This is a genomic window from Trichothermofontia sp. (assembly GCF_053493415.1).
The window spans coordinates 25,454-48,774 of sequence record NZ_JBRCAD010000130.1; the positions used below are offsets into that span (position 1 = coordinate 25,454).

Below are 23,321 nucleotides of genomic sequence, written 5' to 3' on the forward strand. Positions count from 1 at the left end.
GACTTCCCCTAATTCACGCCTACGCCTATCGTTGTTTTATTGCGGCTACTCCACCATGCAACACCGTTCTCCTCAACACTTGACCCGCATTTTGTTGGCGATCGCTGCCGCTGTCACCACATGGTTCCTAGCGGCTCCGGCCTATGCCTACGATAATCCGGATCTGCTACCCGATCATCCAACGCCCATCATTGATCTGGCCCAAACCCTGACCAGTGTGCAGGAAGAGGCGTTGATTGAGGAGTTAGACCATTTTGAGGTGGATACGGGTTGGAAGTTGCGGGTATTGACCCAGTATGATCGCACGCCAGGGCTAGCGATTCGGGATTTTTGGGGACTGGATGATAAAAGCATTTTGTTAGTCGCCGATGCCCGTGGGGGTAACCTGCTCAATTTTAATGTCGGGTTTGACGTGTACCAATACTTGCCCCGAACCTTCTGGGTTGAGTTGCAAACGCGCTACGGTAATCAGTACTTTGTCCGGGAAAACGGTGAAGATCAGTCGATCCTGGAGTCACTCCATGCCATTAAGGGGTGCCTCGAGCGCGGCGGTTGTCGCGTTGTGCCCGGTCTCCCCCGCGAGCAGTGGGTATTGACCCTGGTGACTTCGGTCGTGGGTGGGGTGATTTTTGGCTTTGCAGCCCATCCGCGTAAGCCAGGGCAAGTGTTTGCCTGGCAATGGGCCTTAATTTTCTCCCCCCTGTGGGGCATTTTGTTTGTCGCATTCGGGGTGGGTCCTGTGGTGAGCCGCACGTCGGAATGGCTGCCCCTCTTCCGCAATGTGATTGGGTTTATGATCGGTGCGTTGGTCGCCTATTTGACGCCCGTCTTTAGTTCCCCCTCGGCGTCGGAAACCTAATGTTCCTTACGATCGCCATGATGGGGCTGGGGCAACGGCAATTGGCTGGAGTTCTCTCCCCTTCATTGCAAAATACCCGCTTAGGAACCCCTCAAAAATACCCAGTTTCGCAACTGTGCCCACGCCATGATTTGGGGGCGAGGTGGGCAGTGCTGCCGGCCACCTCAGTTAATCGAGGTTCCCTTAGCGATCTTAATGAACGTGCATCGCTTTGAGGCTGTGGTAGGTAATCAATAACTGGGTGAGGGCGAGGGGATAGCTCTGCAGCGTTTCGCCCGTGGTACCCGTTACCTTGCCAATCGCCTCATTCCCCGCCAGGGAACAAAACTGGCCTAAATAGGGCACCTCATTGCACAGGAGATGCTCCAACTCGCGCACTTGATCCAGGGTGGCGTGACCGTCCACTTCCAGCACATCCACGGGTTTCCCCATATCACGATCGAGTTCCAGGCGAATGGCCGACCCCAAGTGACTGCCTTCGGGATTCAGGATGGTACTGAAATCAGGGTGGGGGATGGTGGGGCGCAGGACTAACCGCACATTCAGCAACAGATCGTCCTGGGACTCTGCACTGGGGGGATAAAACGTAACGACCACATCCGCCCATTGGCGTTGGGGACGGATAAACTGCTCCGAATCGTCTTCGCGCTGGCGTAATTGTTCCAACACCTGCTCCCGTGTATAGCCACGCTTCAGGGTATCGCGTTTGATCTTCCACGCTGCCCGCAACGGTTCTGGCGGAGCCAGGTACACCTTAACATCGTAACTCTCCCGCATACTCCGGGTGGCATAACCCAACAGCCCTTCCACAATGACAAAACGGCTGGGCTTGATATATTCCGGTGGATCAAAGGTACCACAGCTATGGTTATAGATCGGCTTGAGGATCGGTTGGCCCGTGCGCAGTAGACTAAGATGTTGCTGGATAATATCGAGGTAGTTACAGTCGGGGTGGAGGGCCGAAATCCGTCGTTCGGCGCGTTGTTGGCGATCGTAGCGATGGTAGTCATCCGTACAAATCGTCGTGACTTGATCTTCGCCAAGAATCTGGGCAATCCCGCGAGTTAGGGTGGTTTTCCCAGCCGCACTATCACCAACAATACCAAGAATAATCGGGCGCTGGGACATGGTTCCTCCTGGGCAGGCTTGCGTAGGATCAATGGTTCAGTAAATCTTCTTATTGTAGGGGACTGGGGGTTCCCCCCAGTGCGGAACTTAAGACGAAACCACCATGATCACGCCCGCAATAATGAAGGCAACCCCTAGCCACCGAACCAGGGGAATAGCTTCCCCAAAAATGAGATTCCCCCCCAGGACCGTGAACACATAACTCATAGACACCACGGGAGCCGCCACACTGAGCTTGGCTCGTGACAGCACCATGATGTAGCCGATCGCGGCAACGCCATAGAGTCCTAAACCAGCCCACAGGAATGGTTGCAGCGTCATGTGCATCAATTTTTGGCCCACATTTTCGGAACTAACGGGGCCGAGCGCCGTGGCCCCCGCCTTGAGCAAAAATTGGCCACCCACCCCACAGATAATTGACGCCAGCAGGAGTAACAGGGTATTTCTGGTCATTGTTTTGTCTTTCCCGACATTCTTCAGGTATGCTTGGAAAACTTTTCCCCAATGGACGTTAGCATACGGAGATGTGCAGTTTGTGGTGGGTCGGGGACTAAGTTCCGATGAGAACCGTCATTCCCTCGTCCAGTAAACTCACCGTTGCGCAAGGTTGGTCGTCACGACTTCAGTCATTGCCGGCGAAAGCCAGCCCTACACCCCTTGCCAAACTGACGGTCTGAGCGACTAGGGGAACAACTGGGGTACAGAGATCGCACCCGATCAAGCTATGGTCCCCCCTGGCCGTGGATAGATGCAGATTGCCGAATCATTAGCACAAGATGTCGATCGCCCATCCCCCCCAATCGGATATTCCCTTGACACCGAAACCGATCGGGATTCACCTGGCCCCCCGCCAAGTGGGGCTGTGGCTAGGCATCAGTCTTCTGTTTGCGGCGACCTATGCCCTGCTGGCCTTGCAACAAGCCTTTAGCAGCGACTATGTGGTGCAGGATGATGCCCGTCAGCATGTGTTTTGGATGGCACGATTCCTAGACCCTAATCGGTTTCCCCAGGATTTAATCGCGGATTACTTTCAGTCGATTTCGCCCGTTGGGTACACCGCTGTCTACCGGGCAATGGCGGCGATCGGCGTTGATCCCTTGGTGCTGAACAAGTGCCTGCCCCTGGGCCTCGCCCTCATGACGACGCTCTATTGTTATTTACTAACCCTGCAATTTTTGCCCATTCCCGTCACCGCCTGGTTGGCAACGGTGTTGCTGAACCAAAACCTCTGGAGTCAGGATGGGTTGATTTCCGCGACCAGTCGGGCCTTCCTCTACCCGATTTTTTTGGCATTTTTGTACTATCTCGTCCGGCATTGCCCGCGCGAGACAGCGAAACGTCCGATCGCGGCGCAACTCTACCGATGGCTCCCCTGCCTGATCACGATCGCCCTCTTGGGGTTGGTGTATCCCTCCTACGCGTTGGTAGCCGGTGGTTTACTGGTCGTCCGTTTGTGGGATTGGCAGGCTTGGCCACCCGTCCTGCTGCGGTCCCGTTCCCACCTAATTCTGACCGGCCTAGGCTTAGCCGTGATCGTCCTCTTGCTGTTACCCCAAGTACTAACCGATTCCCCTTTTGGTCCCATGATTAGTCGGGCTGAGGCCGAAGCCCTACCGGAATTCTGGCGGAAGGGGCGTAACGCCTTCTTCAGTAGCGATGCCTGGTTTTTCTGGTTTAACGGTAGCCGCAGTGGGGTGATGCTGGCAGCGGCCTTGGTACCTCCCCTAACCTACAGCGGTTTCCTGTTGCCAATTGGTTTGGCCTGGCCCCGCGCCTTTCCCCTAGCGAAGCAGATTACTGGCAAAACGATCGTGCTGGGACAAATGGTTGCCGTAGGATTGGGCCTGTTCTTTGCAGCCCATGCGGTGCTGTTCAAACTCTACCTGCCGAGTCGGTATACCCTACATACCTTACGGATGACGCTGGCGATCGCGGCGGCCCTGGTTCTTACCTTGGTGATCGATAGTCTGTGGCGCTGGGCGAATGTCTCCCTCACCCGCTATTGGTGGGCCGGTGCCCCTGCCTATCCAGATATCCCCCGCTTTTCCCTAAAACTCTCCTATCAACGGGAGGAAATTCTCCAACTACGGCGATGGTTAGTGCTAGCCATTACCAGTGGCCTAGCCGTGCTATTGATCTTTTTTCCCCGCACCCTCAATCAGTTTCCCTGGACGAACTACATGGTGGGTCACGCCACCAGTATCTATCAGTTCCTCGCCCAACAACCCCCGGCAACCCTCACCGCCGCCCTCGGCGAAGAGGCGAATAACCTGCCCGTTTTCACCCAACGTCCGGTCCTCACAGCCCGGGAATATGGCATCGCCTACCATGTGGGCTACTACCGCCAATTTCGCCAACGGGTGATGGATTTAATCAATGCCCAATACAGCCCCAATCTGACGGAAATTCAGGATTTTGTCCACCGCTATGGGATTGATTTCTGGCTCTTGGACAAAAATGCCTTTACCCCTGACTATATTGCCCGCAATCACTGGCTGCGGCAGTTCAAACCAGCCGCATCCCAGGCACGGGACCGGCTGGAGCGAGGCGATCCTCTCGCGTTACCCACCCAGATTGATCGCTGTCAGGTATTGACCACCGATTCCCTAATCTTGTTAGACGCCACCTGTTTGGAAACAAATAAGTAATTTATGATGGGGGCGTGTGGTGTTGGGGATTGTTCATGTTATACAAAACCGCGATCAAGTCGCTGGTCTTGCCCCGATCGCGCCCATCGGTGTGGCCGTGGGTGCGGGTATTGGTGATGACCTGCCTGGTGTTGGGCATTTTCTTTCGCTTCTATAACCTGGGCTACAAGGTCTACTGGAGCGATGAGACTATGACCTCGTTGCGGATTTCCGGTTACACAACTGAGCAACTGGTGTCAGAAACCTTTAATGGCCAGCCCTTGACGGTCGCGGGGATGGTGCAGACCTACCAAATCCCCGATCCTAATCGTCCCCTAAGGGATACCCTAACGGCACTGGCCAGCCATCCAGAGCATTCTCCCCTCTTTTACCTCCTGGCCCGTTATTGGTCCCAAGGATGGTCCAATCCCGTGCTGGCGACCCGAAGCCTAGCGGCCTTCATTAGCCTCTGCCTGTTACCCGCGATCTACTGGCTTTGCTTAGAACTTTTCCAGTCCAGTTGGGTGGGCTGGGGAGCAATGGCATTGGTCGCCGTTTCCCCCTTACAGGTACTCTATGCCCAGGAGGCGCGTCAGTATAGCTTGTGGGCGTTGACCGTGGTCCTGGCCAGTGCGGCGTTGTTGCGGGCGCTGCGGGTAAAATCCAGCGCGGCTTGGGGACTGTATACCCTCACCCTCGCCCTCAGTTTTTACACCCATCTCTTTTCGGGGCTAGTGGCCCTGGGACACGGTCTCTACATGGTCGCGATCGCGATTGAGGGAGCTTGGCAGCACTGGCAGTTAAATCGGCGGGACCGTTCCGCTTCCCAGCCCCAACCTGAGACCCCCAGCACGGGTAGGCTACCCTGGGCACAGTGGCGATCGCGCCTATCCCCTGTCTTGGCCTATAGTCTTGCCAGCCTGGTGGCTGTAGTGCTCTTCTCCCCGTGGTTGTGGGTTGTGGTGACCCAGGTGGAGCGGGTGCAGGAGGTAACGGAATGGGTCACTGCCGATCGCGACAATTTAATGAGCTACTGGCTGCTTAACCTGAATCGCCTATTTTTTGATATGAACCAGGGGACAAGTTTATTCAATCCCCTGCTGTACTTAACCCTCGCCCTAGCGGGCTATGCGCTGTACTTCCTCTGGCAGACAACCTTACCGCGCATTGGGCTGTTTCTGATCTGCCAGATTGGGGCAACCAGTTTGGGGTTGATCCTGCCGGATCTGTTGCTGGGGGGACGGCGATCGACGATTAGCCGCTATCTCATTCCTTGCCATATCGCCATCCAACTGGCAGTCGCCTACCTCCTCACCCTGAAAGTCATGGGCCGTCCTTCTGCGCAAACGACACCCCTGCCAACCCTGTATGAACCGGCGTTAAAGCATCCTGGCGTCAATCCTCAGTCCACCCCTTGGGTAACCAGTTCCCAGGCCCACCCGACTCAGACAACAGCGATTGCACTGCCGGTTACGAACTTTCGCCGTTGGTTTGCCCCGGCTCACCGCTGGCGACAGGTGGTTGCCCTAGTCACCCTAAGTGGCATTCTCTCCTGTTTGGTAAGTGCCCATGTGGCAGTCTGGTGGCACAAAAGCCCAACCAAGAGCCGTCATAATCCCCGCGTCGCTGAGGTGATTAATCAGGCGGCCCGTCCCCTGGTGATTAGCAATGAACCCCCCACCCTGATCCTGCCCCTGTGCCACTTGTTGCAGCCAACGGTGACGCTGCAACTGCTCCAGAATGAGGATATGCCTGCGATTCCAGAGGGCTATAGTGATGTGTTTATCTACCGCTCCTCTGATCATTTACAGCAAGCCCTGAGTGAGGAGTTGGGCTTTGATCTTGTACCAGCAGCCCCCCATTGGTTAATGCGGCTGGAGGCGCGTTCAGCCCCTGCCTTGGAACCGGCTGCCTAAGGGCACGGGGAGGTGGCCCATGACCACAAAGGTGATTGCGGCGACGTTGTTGTGTGATCGCAAGGTGCGATCACAGTTGGTGGCCATTCCCGCAATGTTGCAAATTCCAGGGGTCGATCGCCTTTATATCAATATCGAAAGCAACCTCCGGGGGCAGAAATTTGAAGCCGCCTACCAACCCCTACATGAATTCCTGCGGGCGGGGACTCCGATTCCCGTGGACGTGGACATCTGGTCCTGGGAGAGTACCTGGCGGCAGCGGCCCACCTATGACCAAGATCAGCGGCGGTTGGACGGGATCGTCATGGCCCGCAATATGGCCCGTGCCTATATGCTGCGCACAGATGCCACCCATCTGTTGTTTATTGATGCGGATGTGATTGTGGCTCCCGATGGCTTGCAAAAGCTGCTGGCATTAGAACATCCGGTATGCGGGGGCTTAGTGCCGGGTCGGGGTGCCCACGGCCATGTACATTATGTCTTTGGTCCCCGGCGATCGGTGCCGGACCACCCAGAGGTGATTGAGTGCAACCACGGGACCTGTGGCTATATGCTGATCCGGCGGGATGTGCTGAGTACCCTGGCATTTTGATTTGGGGCCTCCCGTGAGACACCGGGTATGGCCTTGTCGGAAGATCCCGCATTTTGCTCAGATGCCTTTCTCAATGGGTTTGGACGGTATTGGATTCACACCGGGGTGAAGGCTCAACATTGGGATGATCCCCTCGAACCGTTGGTGGCGGAGAGGGCGGCCAAGGATCAGGATATTCCCCTATAGCCCCTATCACAAGCCATGACGCTTTCCGGATCTGGCCCTTGGTTAAGGGGTGAGGGGGGTGTTTCAGGATTAACCCGACAAGCGCTCGGTGACCCAACGGCGATTGGGTTACCGTCGCGATGGGTTACAAAAGTTGGGCACCGGGTTTGAGGAATCGGGCAGGCAGTTCGTGTAGTGGCATAGGGGGGACACCGTTGGTTAGCGCGATCGGGTTGAATCAGAATCAACCTCACCGCAGCAGTCATCCGACTTCATCCCCTCCCTAGGGATGTCACCTACCGGATTCTTGCTTGGGGCCTTCTATCTATCCTGAGCTTAATCATGCGCTATCTACCTTTATCCCCACGATCGCCCGCCCTACCCCAGACCGGACCAACTGGACTCGGCACTGTTGAGTTACCGGGGCCCTCGCCCCTGCTGGCAGGCATCACTGAGGGTCTGAAAACGGGTATTCTTGTGCTGTCAACTGCTGGCACGATCGTCCACACTAACCGCTACGCCCAACAGATCTGCCAGGAGGTGTCCCCCCGCGCCAGTTCCGCCTCTGGGCGATCGCGAGTCTTGCCAGAGCCGATTCGCCGCCTAGTCCACGCGCTGATCGAAAGTCAAGATCTTTTTCCCGGCTACGATCTGATCCTGGAGGATGAGATCGCAACCAAAGCGGGGATCACGATCCAAATCAGTACCCGCTGGCTCCCGCAGGGGCCAGATACGCGTCCGGCGATCCTGGTCACCCTGGAAACCCCTTACCAACCCTGGCCCCGCTCGCAGGCCAGCAACCAGAATTAAGCGGTCTCATCAGGTCATAGGCGTCTCTCCCGATGGGACACTAATCGCGATCGCAAGCCAGCCGCTAGATTTAAGAATGACTGTGGGAGAACGGCGTTAAGGCCATAGAATGATTAAAGAAAATTAAGTTACTATGCCTAGTGGCTGAATTTTCGATCCTTGCGTCACCCATTCTCAATCAGCACTATGGACTTTGCGACCCTCGCGGCCCAACTCAACGCTGGCACCATTCTGCCGGAAGGCATTATCATCCTTACCCTCCTGATTGTCCTCGTCGGGGATCTGATCGTCGGACGGATCAGCTCGGCGCGGTGGACGCCCTATGTCACCATTGTGGGCCTATTGCTCTCCCTCATCCCCCTTTACCAACAGTGGGGCAGTGTTGGCAACCCGATCGCCTTTCTGGGTGAGTTTAATAGCGATGCCCTCAGTCTGATTTTCCGGGGGATTATTGCCCTCTCAGCGGCAGTGACCGCTGCCATGTCCATTCGCTATATTGACCAAACTGGGACAGCCCTAGCCGAATTTTTAATTATTTTGATGACCGCTACCCTCGGCGGCATGTTGCTGAGTGGAGCGGATGAGTTGGTAGCCGTCTTCGTGGCCCTAGAAACCCTCAGTATCTCGTCCTATCTGCTGACGGGCTACACCAAGCGGGACCCGCGATCGAACGAAGCGGCGCTCAAATATTTGCTGATTGGGGCCTCCAGTTCTGCCATCTTTCTCTACGGGGCCTCCTTACTCTACGGCCTGTCAGGCGGGGAAACCCGCTTGAGCGCGATCGCGGCCAGTTTAGCCAGTGGCGGAGAGACTCAATCCCTAGGGCTGGTGGTGGCGTTGGTCTTCGTGATCGCCGGGATTGCCTTCAAGATTTCCGCTGTGCCCTTCCACCAGTGGACACCGGATGTCTATGAAGGGTCCCCTACCCCCGTGGTTGCCTTCCTGTCGGTAGGGTCCAAGGCGGCTGGGTTTGCCCTGGCCATTCGGATGCTGGTCACCGCCTTTCCGCTCCTATCGGAAGAGTGGCACTTTATCCTGGCTGCCCTCGCCATCCTCAGCATGATCCTGGGCAATGTCGTCGCCCTGGCCCAAACCAGTATGAAGCGGCTGCTGGCCTACTCATCGATCGGCCAAGCCGGGTTCGTCATGCTAGGGCTGATTGCGGGCACGGAAGCCGGGTATGCCAGTGCCATCTTCTACCTGCTGGTGTATCTATTCATGAACCTGGGGGGCTTCATTTGTGTCATCCTTTTCACCCTGCGCACAGGCACCGATGACATTGCCGAGTATGCCGGTCTGTACCAAAAAGATCCCCTGCTCACCCTGGGGCTAAGCCTCTGTTTACTCTCCCTAGGCGGCATTCCCCCGATGGCAGGTTTCTTTGGGAAACTTTATCTCTTCTGGGCCGGCTGGCAGTCAGGTCTCTATGGATTGGTTCTGATTGCCCTGGTGACCAGCGTGATTTCAATTTACTATTACATCCGTGTTGTCAAGATGATGGTGGTGAAGGAACCCCAGGAAATGTCGGAGTCGGTGAAGAACTATCCGCCGATCGCCTGGAATCTACCGGGGATGCGTGCCCTCCAGGTTAGCCTGATCCTGATGGTCGTGGCCACTTCCCTGGCGGGGATTCTCTCCAACCCCTTGTTTATCGTGGCGAACGATTCCGTCACCCGCACGGATATGCTACAGGCCAGTTTGCAGACCCCAGCCGCCAAAACCCATTTAGCGACTCGCTAGGCGATCGGGCTGTCTGTGGGTAAGCAATGGGTGCAGTGCCGACGGAAGTCAGCACTGCACCTTCAGGGCTAGTGTTCGAGCATTGTCCAGGGGAGCAGCCCTGTGGAAAACCTTAAAAAATCTGTGGAAAACTCAGTAATTCAGTGAATTCCCACTCGCCGAGGCTAGGGACTCCCCCTAGCCCGCCGTTGGCCAAGGCGTCTCGCCTATCACGCCAACGAATCACTAGCTGAACATGAAAAAGGGTGACGTATTCACACCTAGCCAGTAATCGACAAATGCCTGGATCATCTTGCGCAATTCTTGGCTTCCCAGCGGCTTCACCATATAGCCATTTGCACCCTGCTGATAGCAATATTCAATATCACTGGGGGCAGAGGAGGTCGTGAAGACCACGATCGGGATAGTCGTGAATCGCTGATCCTGCTTGAGGCGAGCCAGTACAGCTCTACCATCAGTACCCGGCAAATTCAGATCCAACATAATGATGGCCGGTTGCACCCGCGTATCGTCAGCCTCGTACCGACCCGTTTGATACATTAACTCCAGCGCTTCATCCCCTGTCTGACAACGATAGATCGGGCTTTGGACATCCATCTGTCGCATCAATCGCTTCAGCATCCGAAAATCAGCATGGCTATCTTCAATCACAAGGAGCGGCTTAAGAGAAGTTTTGGTCATCCAACTCTCACAACGATATGTAACGTAATATTTCTTTTAATGAGAAAAACTTAACAGGCAGCGTTGCCAACTCCGGGGATATTTCAGATATTTTTTAGGTTTTTCGGCCATGACAGGGTTGGCGTCGCTGGGTAAATCAATCGTTGTCTAGGCCAGCGAATCGGGGGCGGTTACGGACCGTCTCATGGGTCTTGCCGGGACAAGACGAACCCGTCGGCGTGTGCAGCCGTCAGGGCAGCCACCGACTGGAAGGGAGGGTCACCTGAGATGCTTGACGTTGTCGGATGATTGCCGCAGTCGTCGAGAGCGCAGTGCGCCAAGACCCAGGGCCGCCAAACCAAAGCCCAACATCAGGGTAGGTTCAGGCACGGCGGCGGAGCGAATCACCATCCCATCGTTGGCACATTCCAGCATAAGGCTAGCGATAAAGTTGCCCACAAAGCCCTGGGGACGCGCAAAGCTAAAGGCGATCGTCTCGCTACCCGTGGCCCCGAAGTAGCCAAAATCCAACCCCCCTAAACCGCTGGCATCCAGCATTTGAATATCGCCAATGCGGGTGCCCGTCGCGATCGAGTTGAGAATTGTCCACTCGCCCGTTTCTTGTCCATCAAAATAGGAAGGATTGGGATCATAGGCGGGCAGATCCCCCCACTGGTGATTCCCCCCAACGGCGACACTGTATTCCCACAGGTTCGAGAAGCCGGTATTGAAGGCCGTCACATTCCGGGCCGTCACATCACGATAGACCCCCACCTCAACCAACGAGTCGGAAACCGGAGAGAAGCGAATACCCCAGAGTTGACCATTGGCGGCGTTGAAGTTGTCAAGATGGGTAAAGTTGAAGAACAGATCGCCCCAACTGACGGGCGTGACGGGATCGCCCGTGCCCGTCAGGGGCATATTGGCATTCAGTGCCACCACCATGCGATCGCCCGTTTGTTGAATCGCGATCCCGTGTACCTCAAAAATACTGCCCCCCATGCCATTATCAAACGCACCAATGGCATAATCCCAGCCGTTAAGGGAAAAGGCTTGGGCGGGTGTGGCCGCGATCGTACTGGCAATCCCAACTGCGACGAGGGCCGCCCACCCCCCCTGCTGAACTTGTAACATAACGGCTCCCGGCCACTGTCCCTAGCCTGTACTTCTACTAGTAGTATGGTGATGTTGATCACGTCAGACCAGGGTTTATTCGTAATCGTGACCGGGCGGCGCTCCTCGCTGCTCGCCTGGGACGGCGTAAATCAGATCGGGATTTATCCCCAGCCTGGGTGCAGATACAGGGGAGTCAGCAGGGCTGATACCAAGCTTTTCGGTGTGGGGCAGGGCAAAGTCAGGGTTTGCGGAGCGCTTATAACCGTTCCAAAATACTACTGCCGTGGGTATCTGTGCCACAGGTATGCAACAGCCCGTATTGCTCCCCTAAGCGCCACACCCGTTCCGTTTGGGCTGGGCTAGGTCGCCAGGGATTCGGGTTATCGTAGGCATAATAGGTTTCTACCCCATCAATCCCTAGGGCCGCCGCCGCTGGGATAAGATCCTCGGGTGCCCGCCGGTAGCGCATGGGGTGGGCCAAGACCGCGATTCCGCCTGCCCGATGGATGGCTTGGATCACCGCTACGGCCTGGTAGGCGTGGCCCGTTACCACCCGACCACAGAGATAGGGGCGGAGGGCAATATGACTGGGTTCAAAGCCATAACCCAGGATATGGACTTCGGTATCCAATAACCCCGCATTGATTTCCACACCGCTCCAAAGCTCCAGCATCAGGGGTGCCTCCGGGTGGTACCAACGCCAATTAGCCAGCCAACGCTGCGCCCGCTCAAAACCAGCAATGCTGTGGTGATCAGTAATCGTCAGACCCCGAAGACCTAAGACAACCGCTTGTTCAACGATCGCTTCGGGTTGCAGTTGGCCGTCGGAACAGGTGCTATGCAGGTGAAAGTTGTAGGAGTGGGGACAGCTTTCCGCGTGCAGCCGTCGAAAGACTTGGGCCAAGGTGTGCCGCAAGGGCGGAGCGGGAAGCGATCGGCCAGCAACGGATGCTGGCGCAAAATAAGTCGTCGTCATCTGACATCAACTCCTCGTATGAAGGAGTGTAAAGCTATCTCCTCCTACTATAAGCGTTTGCTCAGGCATCGGGGGAAGTTCCCGTCAATAAAACATAAGACTTTCTTAAGGATTAGTTTAGGACTGATGTGTAATTAACGGTCAGAGCGGCAAACCAGCACCCTAGTGCCAGTGTAGCTGATGGTTAGCCTGGTGCCCCTGCCTATCAGTTAGGGGTTTCAACCCTATTGTTGCTTCAACACCAGGAGGGTCAGATCATCCCGTAGGGGTTCATCCCCCACATAGCGCCACACATCCTCTAGCACGGCCTGACGAATCTCTGCGGCTGCTCGCGACGCATGGGTTTGGACTACCTGACAGAGGCGTTCGGGTCCATACTGCTCACGCGCCGCATTCATCGCCTCGGTAATGCCATCGGTGTAGAGCACAACCACATCACCGCGATGCAATTGCAGGGCAGTCTCCGCCACAAACGCCGTAATATCTTGCTCGAGACCCAGGGGAAAACCCAGGTCAAAGGTGTCAATCCGCTCCACTTCCCCCGTCGCCCGCACCAAAATCAACTCTTCGTGCTGACCGCTGAGCCGCAGGTGACCCGCCTCATATTCCAGTAAGGCCAGGGTCAGGTTTTTGTCCGATTGCATCCGGCGCAGGTTATCATAGAGCGCCCGGTTCAGGGTCCCTAGAAACTTCACTGGGTCGGCTTCCTGGTTCACCAGCAGCGTCCGGACTGCCGTTTGCACCATGAGCATGAGCACCCCACTGCCCAAGCCGTGACCCGTGACATCACCGATCCCGATTTTTACCTTGCCATTGTATTGCAGCACATCGTAGTAATCCCCGCCCACTTCAGCCGCAGGTTCCATAAATCCGGCAATTTCTAACCCCGCGATCGCGGCCAGTTCCTCCTCCTTGGGCAAGAGCAAGCGCTGCAACCGACGGGCCACATCCAGTTCCGTACCCAGGCGTTGGTTCTCTGCCGCCAATTGTTCATTGAGGTGGGTAATCTCCTGGTTGGCGGCCTGGAGTTCAAACGTGCGTTGGGCAACTCGCTGTTCTAGATCCGCATTGGCCGTGGCGAGGGCGGCAAAGGAGGTGCGCAGTTGCTCAGCCATGCGGTTAAACGAGTGGGCGAGGGTTTGCAGTTCCCATACCCCTTTTGCCTGCACCTGCTGGTCGAGATCGCCATCGGCGATCGCCTGGGCTGCCGTATTCAGCCGTAGGATCGGGGTCGCAATCCAGTGAGCCGTCACCAAGCCCACCCCCGTCGCCAAGAGCAACGCCAGGATCGATAGGCTGATGGTTCGCTGGGTATTGGCCTGGATCTGGGTCATAAAGTCAGCTTCGGGCACGACCACCACAATCAGCCAATCCAGACCCCGTTCATCCACAAAGGGTGTGACCGTCACCCACTGCAACGCCCCCTCCCGGTGGAAACTCAGTTGTTGGAGGGATTGAATTTGGTTGAGATCCTGAAATTGGCTGACCAAATATTGGGCCATCGCCCGTACCAGGGGACTTTGGCTGGAAACGGCGGCAACCCGTTGGAAATTATCACCGCTGGCCGTTAACAACGGTTCTCCCAGGGAAGAGGACACCAACAGACCCGATCGCTCCATGACAAAGGCTTGCCCCGATGGGCTGATCTGAAGACTGGCGAGGAACTGGCTGACCTCTTTGAAGAGGTACAAATCGATCGCGCAGACACCGAGAAGCTGGCGAGTGTCAGCCGAACTATAGGCTGGCAAGGCCGCCGTAATCGTCGGTAATCCGGTATCAAAGTCAATGTAGGGTTCAGTCCAAACTGCCTGACCTTGGGTTCTGGCTAGCTTGTACCAAGGTCGCATCCGGGGATCATAGTCACGGGTGTCTAGCAGGTTGGTGGGTTGCCCTTGCGCATCCGTAGCAAAGTACTGAAACTGGAAATTGTTACCAGGGTTCTGGCGGGATAGGACCAGGGGACCGTCATCTTTATGACGAGCGACGCCCAAATACTCACCCTGCTCACTGCCACAGTAGATATTGCTGAGGTTAGGAAACTGCACCATCTGTTGCCAAATTTGGGCACTCCCTGCGCCTGTGGTGAGGTTAATGCCCCCTTGTTGTAGGGCCGCCGTATTGAGGTGATTCACGCTATGGGGCAGATCGACATAGGTTTGCATTTGCTGCTGAATACGGTTCGTCAGTTCTTGTCGTAACTGGGAAGCCAGATCGGCGATCGCCCGCTGACCATTCCGAAAGGATAAATAGCCAACAATCCCCACCATCCCCACAATCTGGATGACAAAGGGGACTACCAAGAGCGATCGCAAACTTACCGCAGAGCGTTTTAAGGCCATACCCCACCCGTCACCCGTTTTGAAGAACCCAATCGTTTGCAGAACCCAACAAAAAGCGCAAAATAGCCCTGGCTAAGTGAACCTCAACCAGGACTATTCTAGGGGTCTTTTGCTCATTCAGTTGGGGTTAGCGATCGCGGGTTAACCCCAGGCAGGCGAGACGCCTACCCCACAAGGATTACGGCGGGGGCTATTGGGGCGCACCGACACCTAAGCCCCTGCCGGGTCCCATCCCATGTCCCCTGCCGGGTCCCCTGCCCTGCCACATGCCCTGGCCACGATTGCCGCGACGTTGTTCCCAATTTTGCTTCATCTCATTCTGGATCTGGCGTTGCTCCGGCGTTAGCAGGGCATCCATCTCTTGACGGGATTGGGCACGGATCGCTTGAATCTGGGCGCGCTGTTGTTCCGTCAGGTTGAGGTTCATGGGTTCGCCCCGTTGCCGGGATGCTATTTGGGCGCGTTGTTCAGGGGTCAACACTGCATTAATTTGCTCACGGGTCCGCTGGCGAATGGCTTGGAATTGCTGCTTCTGGGCCTCTGTAAAATTCATCCGGGGTTTGGCATCCGATCGCCGTTGACCGGGTTGGGCCAGGCCGGGTTGAATATCGGCTTGGGCGTTGCCCACCAACGTTAGGCCAGGGGCAACCGTTAGGGCTAGGGCAGCGATCGCTGCATACAGATAGTATGGACGCATGGGTTCTCACCTTATCTTGAATCACATCACTCCTTCAGACTGGGGAAGTGGTCAGAAAGTTCAACGCATTTTTGCGATCGCGGGTGAAGTGCAAGTGTTGCGTCAAGCCACCATCGGGGGCTGCTAGAATGCCTACGATCGCCTAGGAATTGCCCATCTGAGCCGTATGCACACCGGTCCCGGATTTTTATCGACCTTTCTTTATTACTTCAGTGGCACCACCCTAATCGCCACGCTGATTCTGGCGCGCGGCGTCAGCCTTGAAGGCTATGCCCCATTGCCGACCGAACTGGGCTTACTGGTCGGGGTCATCGGCGGCCTGATAGGAGCAACCCTCAACCGCACCATCACCCTGGAGATTCCCCTGGCTGGAAAACGCCAATTTGCCAGCACCCTCCGCCAAACCCTGGCCGATCTGGGCTACGTCGCAATCCCGCCCACCGCAGACACCCAGACTGCCAACCTAACCATCTATGCCCGTCCGCGCCTAGCGGGTCTCTTCTCCGGCAAAATCTTTGTCCAACTTGATCCCCAAACCGCCACGATCGCGAGCCGCGCTCACACCATTCGTCGCCTGCGCGATCGCCTTTAACCTTGTGTTCTTGGTGTTCTTGCGTGCCCCAGGGGTTCCGTCGTTGCCCCGCGTCTCCCTGCCCAATGCCGCTTCCGCCTACACCAACCGATGCCCCGTCCGTTGCTCAATATAGTGAAGTAGCTTCCGATAGGTCGCCGGATCGGCCACCGCCGTAATCACGATCGCCGACTGGTTGCCCTCTGGGTAAAACATCAAGCGATCGTTTGTGGTTTGAATAAACGCCCGCACCCGATCTAGATCGACAATATACTTATTCCGCTCAAACTCGATCGTCACCCAATAGCCCTGCATCGCATCCGCCGTAATTTGCTGCAAATAATTTAAAACCTGCTCATAGGCTTCTAGGTGATTTTGCTTCGTCAAAATGAGCTTAGCGCGGCTTCCCGGTACATAAAACGAGAGGCGATTACTCGGATCACAGACAAACGTCCCCACATCGTCCAGATCAACGACATAGGTATTGCGTTCGTAGAGCAACTTAATCCAGTAAGCCACCATCCCACCTCAATATTCAACCTCATTATGGATCGGCTTAGCCCTAAACGGCTGAGCTGTGAACTTCCACGGGCGATGGGGGCTGAGCCGTCGGTTGCGTCTGGGCGATCGCTGCCTGGACTAACCCCAAAAATAAGGGGTGGGGCGTACTGGGCCGCGACTGGAGTTCTGGATGGAATTGGGTAGCAATAAAAAACGGGTGCTCCGGATATTCAATAATTTCCACCAAGCGCCCATCTGGCGAAGTTCCACTCACCACATACCCTGTTTCCAAAAACAAACTCCGATAGGCATTATTAAATTCATACCGATGGCGATGGCGTTCATAAATAACCTCCTGTTGATAGAGCCGAAACGCCAGGGTATCTGCGGTCAGGCGACAGGGATATAATCCCAAACGCATGGTGCCCCCCAGATCCATCACATCCCGTTGTTCAGGAAGCAGGTTAATCACCGGATTTTGACAGTTGGGATCAAATTCAGCGCTATGGGCATCATTCAGCCCCGCCACATGGCGTGCCCACTCAATCACGGCACACTGCATCCCCAGACACAATCCTAACAACGGTAGTCGATGTTCACGGGCATATTGGAGCGCCATGATCTTGCCATCAATTCCCCGTACCCCAAAACCACCGGGAATAATCACCCCATCCACATCTTGTAAAAACGCAGCGGCCCCTTCCGTTTCCACCTCCTCAGAATTGACCCAGCGGATTTTGAGATCCGCCTCTAGGGCAATCGCCGCATGGCGCAAGGCCTCCATCACCGACAGATAGGCATCATTCAGGCGCACATATTTCCCGACGATCGCGATCGTCACTGGATGGCTAGAGCGATAGAGACCTTCCACCAAATCCTGCCACTGCTTGAGATCCGGTTCCCGTTGCTCCAGTTGCAACAAATCCAATACCTGCGCAGCCAACCCCTCCCGTTCTAACATCAAGGGCACCTCATAAATACTGTTAGCATCCTGGTTGGGGATCACACACTCCGCTGGCACATCACAAAACTCGGACATTTTTTCCTTCAGGCCGGGGGGCAAGGGGCGATCGCAGCGGCAAATCAGGATATCGGGCTGAATCCCGATCGAGCGTAACTCCTTGACCGAGTGTTGGGTCGGCTTGGTCTTCATCTCCTTCGCCGAGGGAATCCAGGGGACAAGGGTCACATGCATATACAGCACCCGCCGCCGCCCCACATCCTTACGAAACTGGCGAATCGCCTCCAGAAACGGCAGGGACTCAATATCGCCGACCGTGCCCCCAATTTCGGTGATCACCACATCCGGATTCGTGTCCTGGGCAACGCGGTGAATGCGCTCCTTGATTTCGTTGGTAATGTGGGGAATCACCTGGACGGTCCCCCCCTGATAGTCCCCGCGTCGTTCTTTATTAATAACCGCCTGGTAAATCGATCCCGTTGTCACGCTATTCAGGCGCGACATGGCCGTATCGGTAAACCGTTCGTAGTGGCCCAGGTCCAAATCGGTTTCCGCCCCATCCTCCGTCACAAAGACCTCACCATGCTGGAACGGACTCATGGTGCCGGGATCGACGTTGATGTAGGGATCAAGCTTGAGGATGGAGACCGAATAATTGCGAGATTTGAGCAAACGTCCCAAACTGGCCGCCACAATGCCCTTGCCGATACTGGAAACGACCCCGCCCGTCACAAAGATAAATTTCGTCATAGTATTGCGTCCGTGCTGGCCGCTTGTCAAAACCCACGCCGTTTATTGTGCCATAGTCTTTTTCCTGCGTTCCCAGATTGCGCCGCGATCGGTCGCACTTGTCTACTTGTCTAGTCCAGCTTGTCTAGTCCAGCGTCAGCACCAACCCTTCGTAGGCCAAGCATGAATACTCGCACATTTCACCCAGTGCAGCCGCAATGCTATCTAGCATCTCGTCATTATGGTTCGGCTCGTGGTGAAAGACGACAAATTGCTTGACGGTCGCAGCTTTGGCAATCTTGAACCCCTCTTGCCAGGTGGAGTGGCCCCAACCCACCTTGGGTGACTTGGGATTGTGGTATTCCTCATCGGTATACATGGCATCGTAGATGAGGATATCGGCATCACGGGCTAGGGTGAGCACATTCTCGTCCAGGCGATCGGGGAAGTGTTCTGTATCAGTGCAATACACCGCCGTCTTGCCCTGCCAGGTGACCCGATAGCCGATCGCGCCATTGGGGTGGTTCAAGTCTCCCAGTTCAATCTGGACATCATCGATCTGGAAGGCTTCACCGTGGGCCAGATCATGGAACTTGAGATCCGCCCGCAGTTGGGGCACGGGGATCGGCGATCGCCCCAGGTGCAAAATGCGATCGTTGAAATGCTCCTCCATCGACCCAGCATCAGGAGGGACGGCACCGTGAATATGGAAGCAATTGCCTTCCTTAAACAACGGCTCAAATAAGGGCACGCCTTGGATATGGTCCCAGTGGTAGTGGGTAAAGAACAGGTAGGCCGTCAGGGTATCCGTCTCCGACAGCGATCGGCCCAGGAGGCGAATGCCCGTTCCCCCATCAAAAACTAGGCGTTTACCCCCCACCCGCATCTCCACACAGGAGGTATTGCCGCCATAGCGCACGGTATCTTTGCCTGGCGTTGGGATGCTCCCCCGGACGCCCCAGAATTCGACCTCAAACCCCGGTTGCGGGGCAGGCATGGAGGCGCAGTCCGGTGCTGGGGACGGGGACAGATGGGTAGGGGGGATATCGGCGGTGGTCTCCATGCGGCAACGGAAGGGGCTAAGGTAGGTGAATCAACAATAATCCAACGTTCGCGATCGTGAGCTTCGGCATCGGTCTTAACCTGAACAAACAACAAACCCAAATAGTTACGTTTTACTGGATTAGGTGGGTTAGTAACGGATATGGGGAACTCGGCAAATGCTAAAAAAGGTCAACTCCCTGCAATCTTCAATGATGGTTTAGCCGATGGGCGGGTTGATCAGGAGGGTCGGTGATCGGATGGGATCTTGGCTCAACCCGCCCCTACAGCATCTTTCACCGTTCATAACTGCACCTGTAAGCGACTAACTCAATCCAGGAATGCCGCATTGTCCCTGATGCCGTAACAAATGATCACAGAGCGTTAGCGCCACCATTGCTTCAACCATTGGCACTGCCCGTGGGAGGACACAGGGATCATGGCGTCCCTTCGCTGCCAGTATAGTTTCTTCTCCCGCTGCCGTCACTGTTTTTTGGGCTTTACGAATCGTGGCAGTAGGCTTAAAGGCGACCCGTAGCAGAATCGGCTCGCCGTTGGCAATGCCTCCCTGGATACCACCAGAGCGGTTGGTACGGGTGCGGGTTTCGCCCCGATCGTCGATGTAAAACTCATCGTTATGTTCGCTGCCGGTTAGCAACGTACCGGCAAACCCAGAGCCGATCTCAAAACCCTTACTGGCTGGCAAGGACATGACGGCTTTCGCCAACTCGGCTTCTAATTTATCGAACACAGGTGACCCCAATCCCCTGGGGACGTTCCGAGCGACGCACTCGACAACACCCCCAATGGAATCCCCCGCATTGCGTACCTGTTCAATCAGGTCAATCATCCGGTCTGCACACTCTGGGTCAGGGCATCGAACTATATTACTTTCTATCTGTTCGCGGGTAACGTGATCCGGATCAATCAGGGCTTCCAGGTGTTGAATCCGTTTTACATAGGCCAGGATTTCCACCCCAGCCGCCTGCTTCAGGATCTTTTTGGCGATCGCCCCGGCGGCAACCCGGCCAATCGTTTCCCGTGCGGAGGAGCGTCCGCCGCCCTGCCAGTTGCGAATACCGTATTTCGCGTCGTAGGTGGCATCGGCATGGGACGGGCGGTAGGTGGTGGCCATATCGCTGTAGTCCTGGGGGCGGGTGTCCTGGTTACGGACGAGGATCGCGATCGGGGTGCCCAGGGTTTTGCCCTCGAAGACGCCGGAGAGGATTTCGCAGCGATCGGCTTCCTTGCGGGGGGTGGTGATTTTACTTTGACCGGGACGACGGCGATCGAGTTCAAGCTGAATTTCGGCGTCCGTGATTTCAATGCGGGGAGGGCAGCCGTCAATAACAACACCCACGCCGCCGCCGTGGGATTCGCCAAAGGTGGTAATGCGGAAGAGATGTCCAAAGGTATTGCCCATGAGGTTGCTTCTGTCGAACTCAGCTTGACTGACGAGAGTCGGTTGATGGACGGGCCAGTCGCCCCAGCCGTCCTTACTCCTATGGTATTACCTCCGGGGTCTTCCCTCAGCGCGGGCCTGTCTGCGGGGAACCGTCGCTCCTTGACGCGCCGCAGCTAGCCACAACAATCCCTTATTTTCCTATGTAGAGAACATACTGGATCTAGGCTAAGCAAAGGTAGCCAGAATTGCCACCGATCGCAACCCTCTCTAACTGCAATCGACTGCAATTAATGCAATCACGTCCCTAATGTTTATCGAAAAACTGGCTTAACCTTTGCCATTTAAGCTACCTAAATTAGGAATTTTACTCAGTGTAATCACCGACGAAATACGGGGATATCCCTGGTAGGATCAAAGCACCTAACATAGATGTCTTAACCTCTAGATAACCTATGAAACGTCGTAATTTTTTATTATACGCTACATTATTTTTGCTTTCAGCCTGCACGGCTACCCCGATCGCGTCTGAGCGTCAGGCAGCAACCGAGTCAGCGAGTCTTCCCATTCAAAAACCAGACAAAATTCGCTTTGCCGTGTCCGATGTCCAAGGCATGGAAGATTTACAGAAAGACTATGAGGCTTTGCGGGTGCTGTTAGCCGAAATTCTTGATCTGCCGGTGGAGTTTTTCCCGGTCGATAGTTATATTGCTGCTGCTGCTGCCCTACAGCAAGACCAGGTTGATCTGGTGTTTACGGGGCCTTCAGAATATGTTGTCATGCGGGCACGGACGAATGCCGTCCCCATCGCTGCCATCAAGCGCGATCGGTATTATCCTGTGCTAGTCACGACTGCCGATAGTGCGGTGAAATCGGTGGCAGACCTCAAGGGGAAAACCATCGCCATGTGGGAAGTCGGCTCCACCAGTGGCTATTTAGGCCCCATGCAGTTCCTCATTGATGCGGGTTTAGATCCCAAAACCGATGTCACGATCGCCCTACTAGCGAAGGAGGGTCTACCCGCCCTGAAGGCCGGCAAAGTCGATGTTTGGGCGGGTTCAATCCGGCGGTATGACACGTTTCTGGAATCTGAAAACCTGACAGAGGCCGATCTACCCATCCTGCGCAAAGGTCCCGATCTTCCCCCCGATCCCTTTGTGGTGAATAGTCGCATGGACGCCGGTTTTGCCGCCGAGATGCAGAAACTGTTCTTCCAAAACCAGTCTAGAATTTTGCAGGCCATTGAACCAGCGGATGGGGCGAAGTTTACAGGGGCCACAATGGTTGAGGTGCAAGATACGGATTATGACTCGATTCGCGCAGCCTATCGAGCGGTTGGCCAGGGAGCATTTTTATAGAAACCCCATCAGACTCAATCAGACTGCTGACGCTAAAAAACTTGTCATCGTTGAAAGGCCATTTCGATATGCCCATCCGGATGAATACGGCCATACAAACCCTCTGGGTGAGACTCTCCAAACCCGGTATTGCGCGTAAGATTGCCTATGGATATGGGGTCGCGATCGGGGTTGCCATTCTGGGTACCAGCCTGGGTTTAGTCGTGGGCGACTATTACCATCGGCAGGCCCAGCGCCAATTGGTGATTGCCCGCCAGCAACAAATTATCCTGAGTAAGTTAGATAAGGAGATCGTAGAAATCCGATCCCATCCCCAGCGCTTGATGATGACCTTTGGAGATACCATCTGGTTTGACTTCGAGCGCACAGCATTTCTAAGTCATGTTGATGATTTGCAAGCGGCGCTCCTTGCCCTGAATACCTTTGTGGCAGAGCATCCCAACGATCTGGCCACAACCGCACAGGAACTTCAGGCCATCAGCCAACGCTATGAGATAAATGTGCAAGCCTATCTGCAATGGGTGCAAAGTTTTTGGGAACACGTTGATCCCCCCAGGCTCACGCCGGCAAGCGTGCCAGCCGCCCAACAAGCCCTATTGGTAGCCATGCGTCAGCAGCCCATGATTGGGATCGAAGTGGAACTAGAACGGTTAGCAGAGCAGCTAGAGCGGGTACTGAATGCAGCGCAGAATCAACAGGTTGTCGCTAATACCCAATTAGAAAGCGCGGAAAGCCTCCGGGTACGGATCATCCTGGCGAGCATGGTGATCGCGGTCCTCATCGCCGCAACGCTGGCAGTATATACCAGCCGGGCGATCGCCCAACCGATCGAGGCGGTAACCCAAGTTGCCGAGCAAGTCAGTCGTGATGCCAATTTTCATTTGCAGGCCCCGGTGCTGACACAGGATGAAGTGGGGGTTTTGGCGATGGCTTTTAACAGCTTGATTCAAAAAGTGGCTTTCTATACCCAGGCCCTAGAGGTTAACCAACAAACCCAGAAGTGTTGAATCCAGATATAAAACTTTACACTTGAGGGTGCGAGAGTCATACAAGCGTTTCTGGAAGCAAATCGTAGCTCCAATGGACGAGCGAACAGCGACGGCTGAGTTCTAGTTGCAAATAGCGAAACTTGT

Annotated in this window: 21 protein-coding genes; 10 read left to right on the forward strand and 11 right to left on the reverse strand. The window is 55.5% G+C overall.

The window, feature by feature from the left end; genetic code table 11:
* Nucleotides 1–55 precede the first annotated feature (55 nt).
* On the forward strand, nt 56–859 hold the full coding sequence (locus ACWIUF_RS11425) for a TPM domain-containing protein (RefSeq protein WP_448572493.1): 804 nt from the start codon (nt 56–58) through the stop codon (nt 857–859).
* Nucleotides 860–1,051: 192 nt separating this feature from the next.
* Here ACWIUF_RS11425 and ACWIUF_RS11430 read toward each other — a convergent pair whose 3' ends face one another.
* Together ACWIUF_RS11430 and ACWIUF_RS11435 are read right to left on the reverse strand one after the other, a co-directional pair.
* Nucleotides 1,052–1,987, reverse strand: coding sequence for a phosphoribulokinase (locus ACWIUF_RS11430; protein ID WP_448572494.1), 936 nt, complete (start codon nt 1,985–1,987; stop codon nt 1,052–1,054).
* Between the two features lie 87 nt (nt 1,988–2,074).
* Nucleotides 2,075–2,440 carry an EamA-like transporter family protein gene (locus ACWIUF_RS11435; RefSeq protein WP_448572495.1) on the reverse strand — a complete coding sequence of 122 codons (366 nt, stop codon included), beginning with the start codon at nt 2,438–2,440 and terminating at the stop codon, nt 2,075–2,077.
* Between the two features lie 323 nt (nt 2,441–2,763).
* Here ACWIUF_RS11435 and ACWIUF_RS11440 point away from each other — a divergent pair, with 323 nt between their 5' ends.
* The 6 genes from ACWIUF_RS11440 (at nt 2,764) to ACWIUF_RS11465 (ending at nt 9,837) form a co-directional block, all read left to right on the forward strand.
* The gene (locus tag ACWIUF_RS11440) at nt 2,764–4,635 is read left to right on the forward strand and encodes a hypothetical protein (RefSeq protein WP_448572496.1); all 1,872 of its coding nucleotides are present in this window, start codon (nt 2,764–2,766) and stop codon (nt 4,633–4,635) included.
* Nucleotides 4,636–4,670: 35 nt separating this feature from the next.
* The gene (locus ACWIUF_RS11445; protein WP_448572497.1) at nt 4,671–6,530 is read left to right on the forward strand and encodes a glycosyltransferase family 39 protein; all 1,860 of its coding nucleotides are present in this window, start codon (nt 4,671–4,673) and stop codon (nt 6,528–6,530) included.
* Nucleotides 6,531–6,549: 19 nt separating this feature from the next.
* Nucleotides 6,550–7,122, forward strand: a complete 573-nt coding sequence (locus ACWIUF_RS11450) for a hypothetical protein (RefSeq protein ID WP_448572498.1) — start codon at nt 6,550–6,552, stop codon at nt 7,120–7,122.
* A gap of 27 nt (nt 7,123–7,149) precedes the next feature.
* Nucleotides 7,150–7,308 carry a hypothetical protein gene (locus ACWIUF_RS11455; RefSeq protein WP_448572499.1) on the forward strand — a complete coding sequence of 53 codons (159 nt, stop codon included), beginning with the start codon at nt 7,150–7,152 and terminating at the stop codon, nt 7,306–7,308.
* Nucleotides 7,309–7,629: 321 nt separating this feature from the next.
* Nucleotides 7,630–8,097: a hypothetical protein gene (locus ACWIUF_RS11460; protein ID WP_448572500.1), complete on the forward strand. Its 468-nt coding sequence runs from the start codon at nt 7,630–7,632 to the stop codon at nt 8,095–8,097.
* 186 nt (nt 8,098–8,283) lie between these two features.
* Nucleotides 8,284–9,837, forward strand: a complete 1,554-nt coding sequence (locus ACWIUF_RS11465; protein WP_448572501.1) for an NAD(P)H-quinone oxidoreductase subunit N — start codon at nt 8,284–8,286, stop codon at nt 9,835–9,837.
* A gap of 225 nt (nt 9,838–10,062) precedes the next feature.
* On the opposite strand, the gene ACWIUF_RS11470 is transcribed toward ACWIUF_RS11465, so the two are convergent.
* The 5 genes from ACWIUF_RS11470 to ACWIUF_RS11490 form a co-directional block, all read right to left on the reverse strand.
* Nucleotides 10,063–10,518, reverse strand: coding sequence for a response regulator (locus ACWIUF_RS11470; RefSeq protein ID WP_448572502.1), 456 nt, complete (start codon nt 10,516–10,518; stop codon nt 10,063–10,065).
* A gap of 258 nt (nt 10,519–10,776) precedes the next feature.
* Nucleotides 10,777–11,631: an XDD3 family exosortase-dependent surface protein gene (locus tag ACWIUF_RS11475; protein ID WP_448572503.1), complete on the reverse strand. Its 855-nt coding sequence runs from the start codon at nt 11,629–11,631 to the stop codon at nt 10,777–10,779.
* A 238-nt stretch (nt 11,632–11,869) separates the two neighbouring features.
* Nucleotides 11,870–12,589 (reverse strand): PHP domain-containing protein, encoded by a 720-nt coding sequence (locus ACWIUF_RS11480; RefSeq protein ID WP_448572504.1) that lies wholly within the window; start codon nt 12,587–12,589, stop codon nt 11,870–11,872.
* Between the two features lie 224 nt (nt 12,590–12,813).
* Nucleotides 12,814–14,928, reverse strand: coding sequence for a SpoIIE family protein phosphatase (locus tag ACWIUF_RS11485; protein ID WP_448572505.1), 2,115 nt, complete (start codon nt 14,926–14,928; stop codon nt 12,814–12,816).
* Between the two features lie 190 nt (nt 14,929–15,118).
* Nucleotides 15,119–15,625, reverse strand: coding sequence for a hypothetical protein (locus tag ACWIUF_RS11490; RefSeq protein ID WP_448572506.1), 507 nt, complete (start codon nt 15,623–15,625; stop codon nt 15,119–15,121).
* 166 nt (nt 15,626–15,791) lie between these two features.
* On the opposite strand from ACWIUF_RS11490, the gene ACWIUF_RS11495 reads away from it, so the two are divergent.
* Nucleotides 15,792–16,217 (forward strand): hypothetical protein, encoded by a 426-nt coding sequence (locus ACWIUF_RS11495; protein ID WP_448572507.1) that lies wholly within the window; start codon nt 15,792–15,794, stop codon nt 16,215–16,217.
* A gap of 78 nt (nt 16,218–16,295) precedes the next feature.
* Here ACWIUF_RS11495 and ACWIUF_RS11500 read toward each other — a convergent pair whose 3' ends face one another.
* From ACWIUF_RS11500 to aroC, 4 genes are all read right to left on the reverse strand, one after another.
* Entirely contained in the window at nt 16,296–16,718 is a 423-nt protein-coding gene (locus ACWIUF_RS11500) for a hypothetical protein (RefSeq protein WP_448572508.1), read from the reverse strand.
* A 40-nt stretch (nt 16,719–16,758) separates the two neighbouring features.
* Nucleotides 16,759–18,408: a CTP synthase gene (locus ACWIUF_RS11505; RefSeq protein ID WP_448572509.1), complete on the reverse strand. Its 1,650-nt coding sequence runs from the start codon at nt 18,406–18,408 to the stop codon at nt 16,759–16,761.
* Between the two features lie 124 nt (nt 18,409–18,532).
* Nucleotides 18,533–19,384 (reverse strand): MBL fold metallo-hydrolase, encoded by an 852-nt coding sequence (locus tag ACWIUF_RS11510; protein ID WP_448572510.1) that lies wholly within the window; start codon nt 19,382–19,384, stop codon nt 18,533–18,535.
* Between the two features lie 369 nt (nt 19,385–19,753).
* Nucleotides 19,754–20,851, reverse strand: coding sequence for a chorismate synthase (aroC, locus tag ACWIUF_RS11515; protein ID WP_448572511.1), 1,098 nt, complete (start codon nt 20,849–20,851; stop codon nt 19,754–19,756).
* Nucleotides 20,852–21,285: 434 nt separating this feature from the next.
* Between aroC and phnD the strand changes: the two genes are divergently transcribed.
* On the forward strand, nt 21,286–22,188 hold the full coding sequence (gene phnD / locus ACWIUF_RS11520) for a phosphate/phosphite/phosphonate ABC transporter substrate-binding protein (protein ID WP_448572512.1): 903 nt from the start codon (nt 21,286–21,288) through the stop codon (nt 22,186–22,188).
* Between the two features lie 68 nt (nt 22,189–22,256).
* Complete coding sequence (locus ACWIUF_RS11525) at nt 22,257–23,195, forward strand: HAMP domain-containing protein (RefSeq protein ID WP_448572513.1); 939 nt, start codon at nt 22,257–22,259, stop codon at nt 23,193–23,195.
* Nucleotides 23,196–23,321 lie beyond the last annotated feature (126 nt).

Excerpts from the sequence above, each read along its gene's own strand:
- ACWIUF_RS11425 (WP_448572493.1), top strand. The coding sequence starts at position 56 with ATGCAACACCGTTCTCCTCAACACTTGACCCGCATTTTGTTGGCGATC.
- ACWIUF_RS11430 (WP_448572494.1), bottom strand. The coding sequence starts at position 1,987 with ATGTCCCAGCGCCCGATTATTCTTGGTATTGTTGGTGATAGTGCGGCT.
- ACWIUF_RS11435 (WP_448572495.1), bottom strand. The coding sequence starts at position 2,440 with ATGACCAGAAATACCCTGTTACTCCTGCTGGCGTCAATTATCTGTGGG.
- ACWIUF_RS11440 (WP_448572496.1), top strand. The coding sequence starts at position 2,764 with ATGTCGATCGCCCATCCCCCCCAATCGGATATTCCCTTGACACCGAAA.
- ACWIUF_RS11445 (WP_448572497.1), top strand. The coding sequence starts at position 4,671 with ATGTTATACAAAACCGCGATCAAGTCGCTGGTCTTGCCCCGATCGCGC.
- ACWIUF_RS11450 (WP_448572498.1), top strand. The coding sequence starts at position 6,550 with ATGACCACAAAGGTGATTGCGGCGACGTTGTTGTGTGATCGCAAGGTG.
- ACWIUF_RS11455 (WP_448572499.1), top strand. The coding sequence starts at position 7,150 with ATGGCCTTGTCGGAAGATCCCGCATTTTGCTCAGATGCCTTTCTCAAT.
- ACWIUF_RS11460 (WP_448572500.1), top strand. The coding sequence starts at position 7,630 with ATGCGCTATCTACCTTTATCCCCACGATCGCCCGCCCTACCCCAGACC.
- ACWIUF_RS11465 (WP_448572501.1), top strand. The coding sequence starts at position 8,284 with ATGGACTTTGCGACCCTCGCGGCCCAACTCAACGCTGGCACCATTCTG.
- ACWIUF_RS11470 (WP_448572502.1), bottom strand. The coding sequence starts at position 10,518 with ATGACCAAAACTTCTCTTAAGCCGCTCCTTGTGATTGAAGATAGCCAT.
- ACWIUF_RS11475 (WP_448572503.1), bottom strand. The coding sequence starts at position 11,631 with ATGTTACAAGTTCAGCAGGGGGGGTGGGCGGCCCTCGTCGCAGTTGGG.
- ACWIUF_RS11480 (WP_448572504.1), bottom strand. The coding sequence starts at position 12,589 with ATGACGACGACTTATTTTGCGCCAGCATCCGTTGCTGGCCGATCGCTT.
- ACWIUF_RS11485 (WP_448572505.1), bottom strand. The coding sequence starts at position 14,928 with ATGGCCTTAAAACGCTCTGCGGTAAGTTTGCGATCGCTCTTGGTAGTC.
- ACWIUF_RS11490 (WP_448572506.1), bottom strand. The coding sequence starts at position 15,625 with ATGCGTCCATACTATCTGTATGCAGCGATCGCTGCCCTAGCCCTAACG.
- ACWIUF_RS11495 (WP_448572507.1), top strand. The coding sequence starts at position 15,792 with ATGCACACCGGTCCCGGATTTTTATCGACCTTTCTTTATTACTTCAGT.
- ACWIUF_RS11500 (WP_448572508.1), bottom strand. The coding sequence starts at position 16,718 with ATGGTGGCTTACTGGATTAAGTTGCTCTACGAACGCAATACCTATGTC.
- ACWIUF_RS11505 (WP_448572509.1), bottom strand. The coding sequence starts at position 18,408 with ATGACGAAATTTATCTTTGTGACGGGCGGGGTCGTTTCCAGTATCGGC.
- ACWIUF_RS11510 (WP_448572510.1), bottom strand. The coding sequence starts at position 19,384 with ATGCCTGCCCCGCAACCGGGGTTTGAGGTCGAATTCTGGGGCGTCCGG.
- aroC (WP_448572511.1), bottom strand. The coding sequence starts at position 20,851 with ATGGGCAATACCTTTGGACATCTCTTCCGCATTACCACCTTTGGCGAA.
- phnD (WP_448572512.1), top strand. The coding sequence starts at position 21,286 with ATGAAACGTCGTAATTTTTTATTATACGCTACATTATTTTTGCTTTCA.
- ACWIUF_RS11525 (WP_448572513.1), top strand. The coding sequence starts at position 22,257 with ATGCCCATCCGGATGAATACGGCCATACAAACCCTCTGGGTGAGACTC.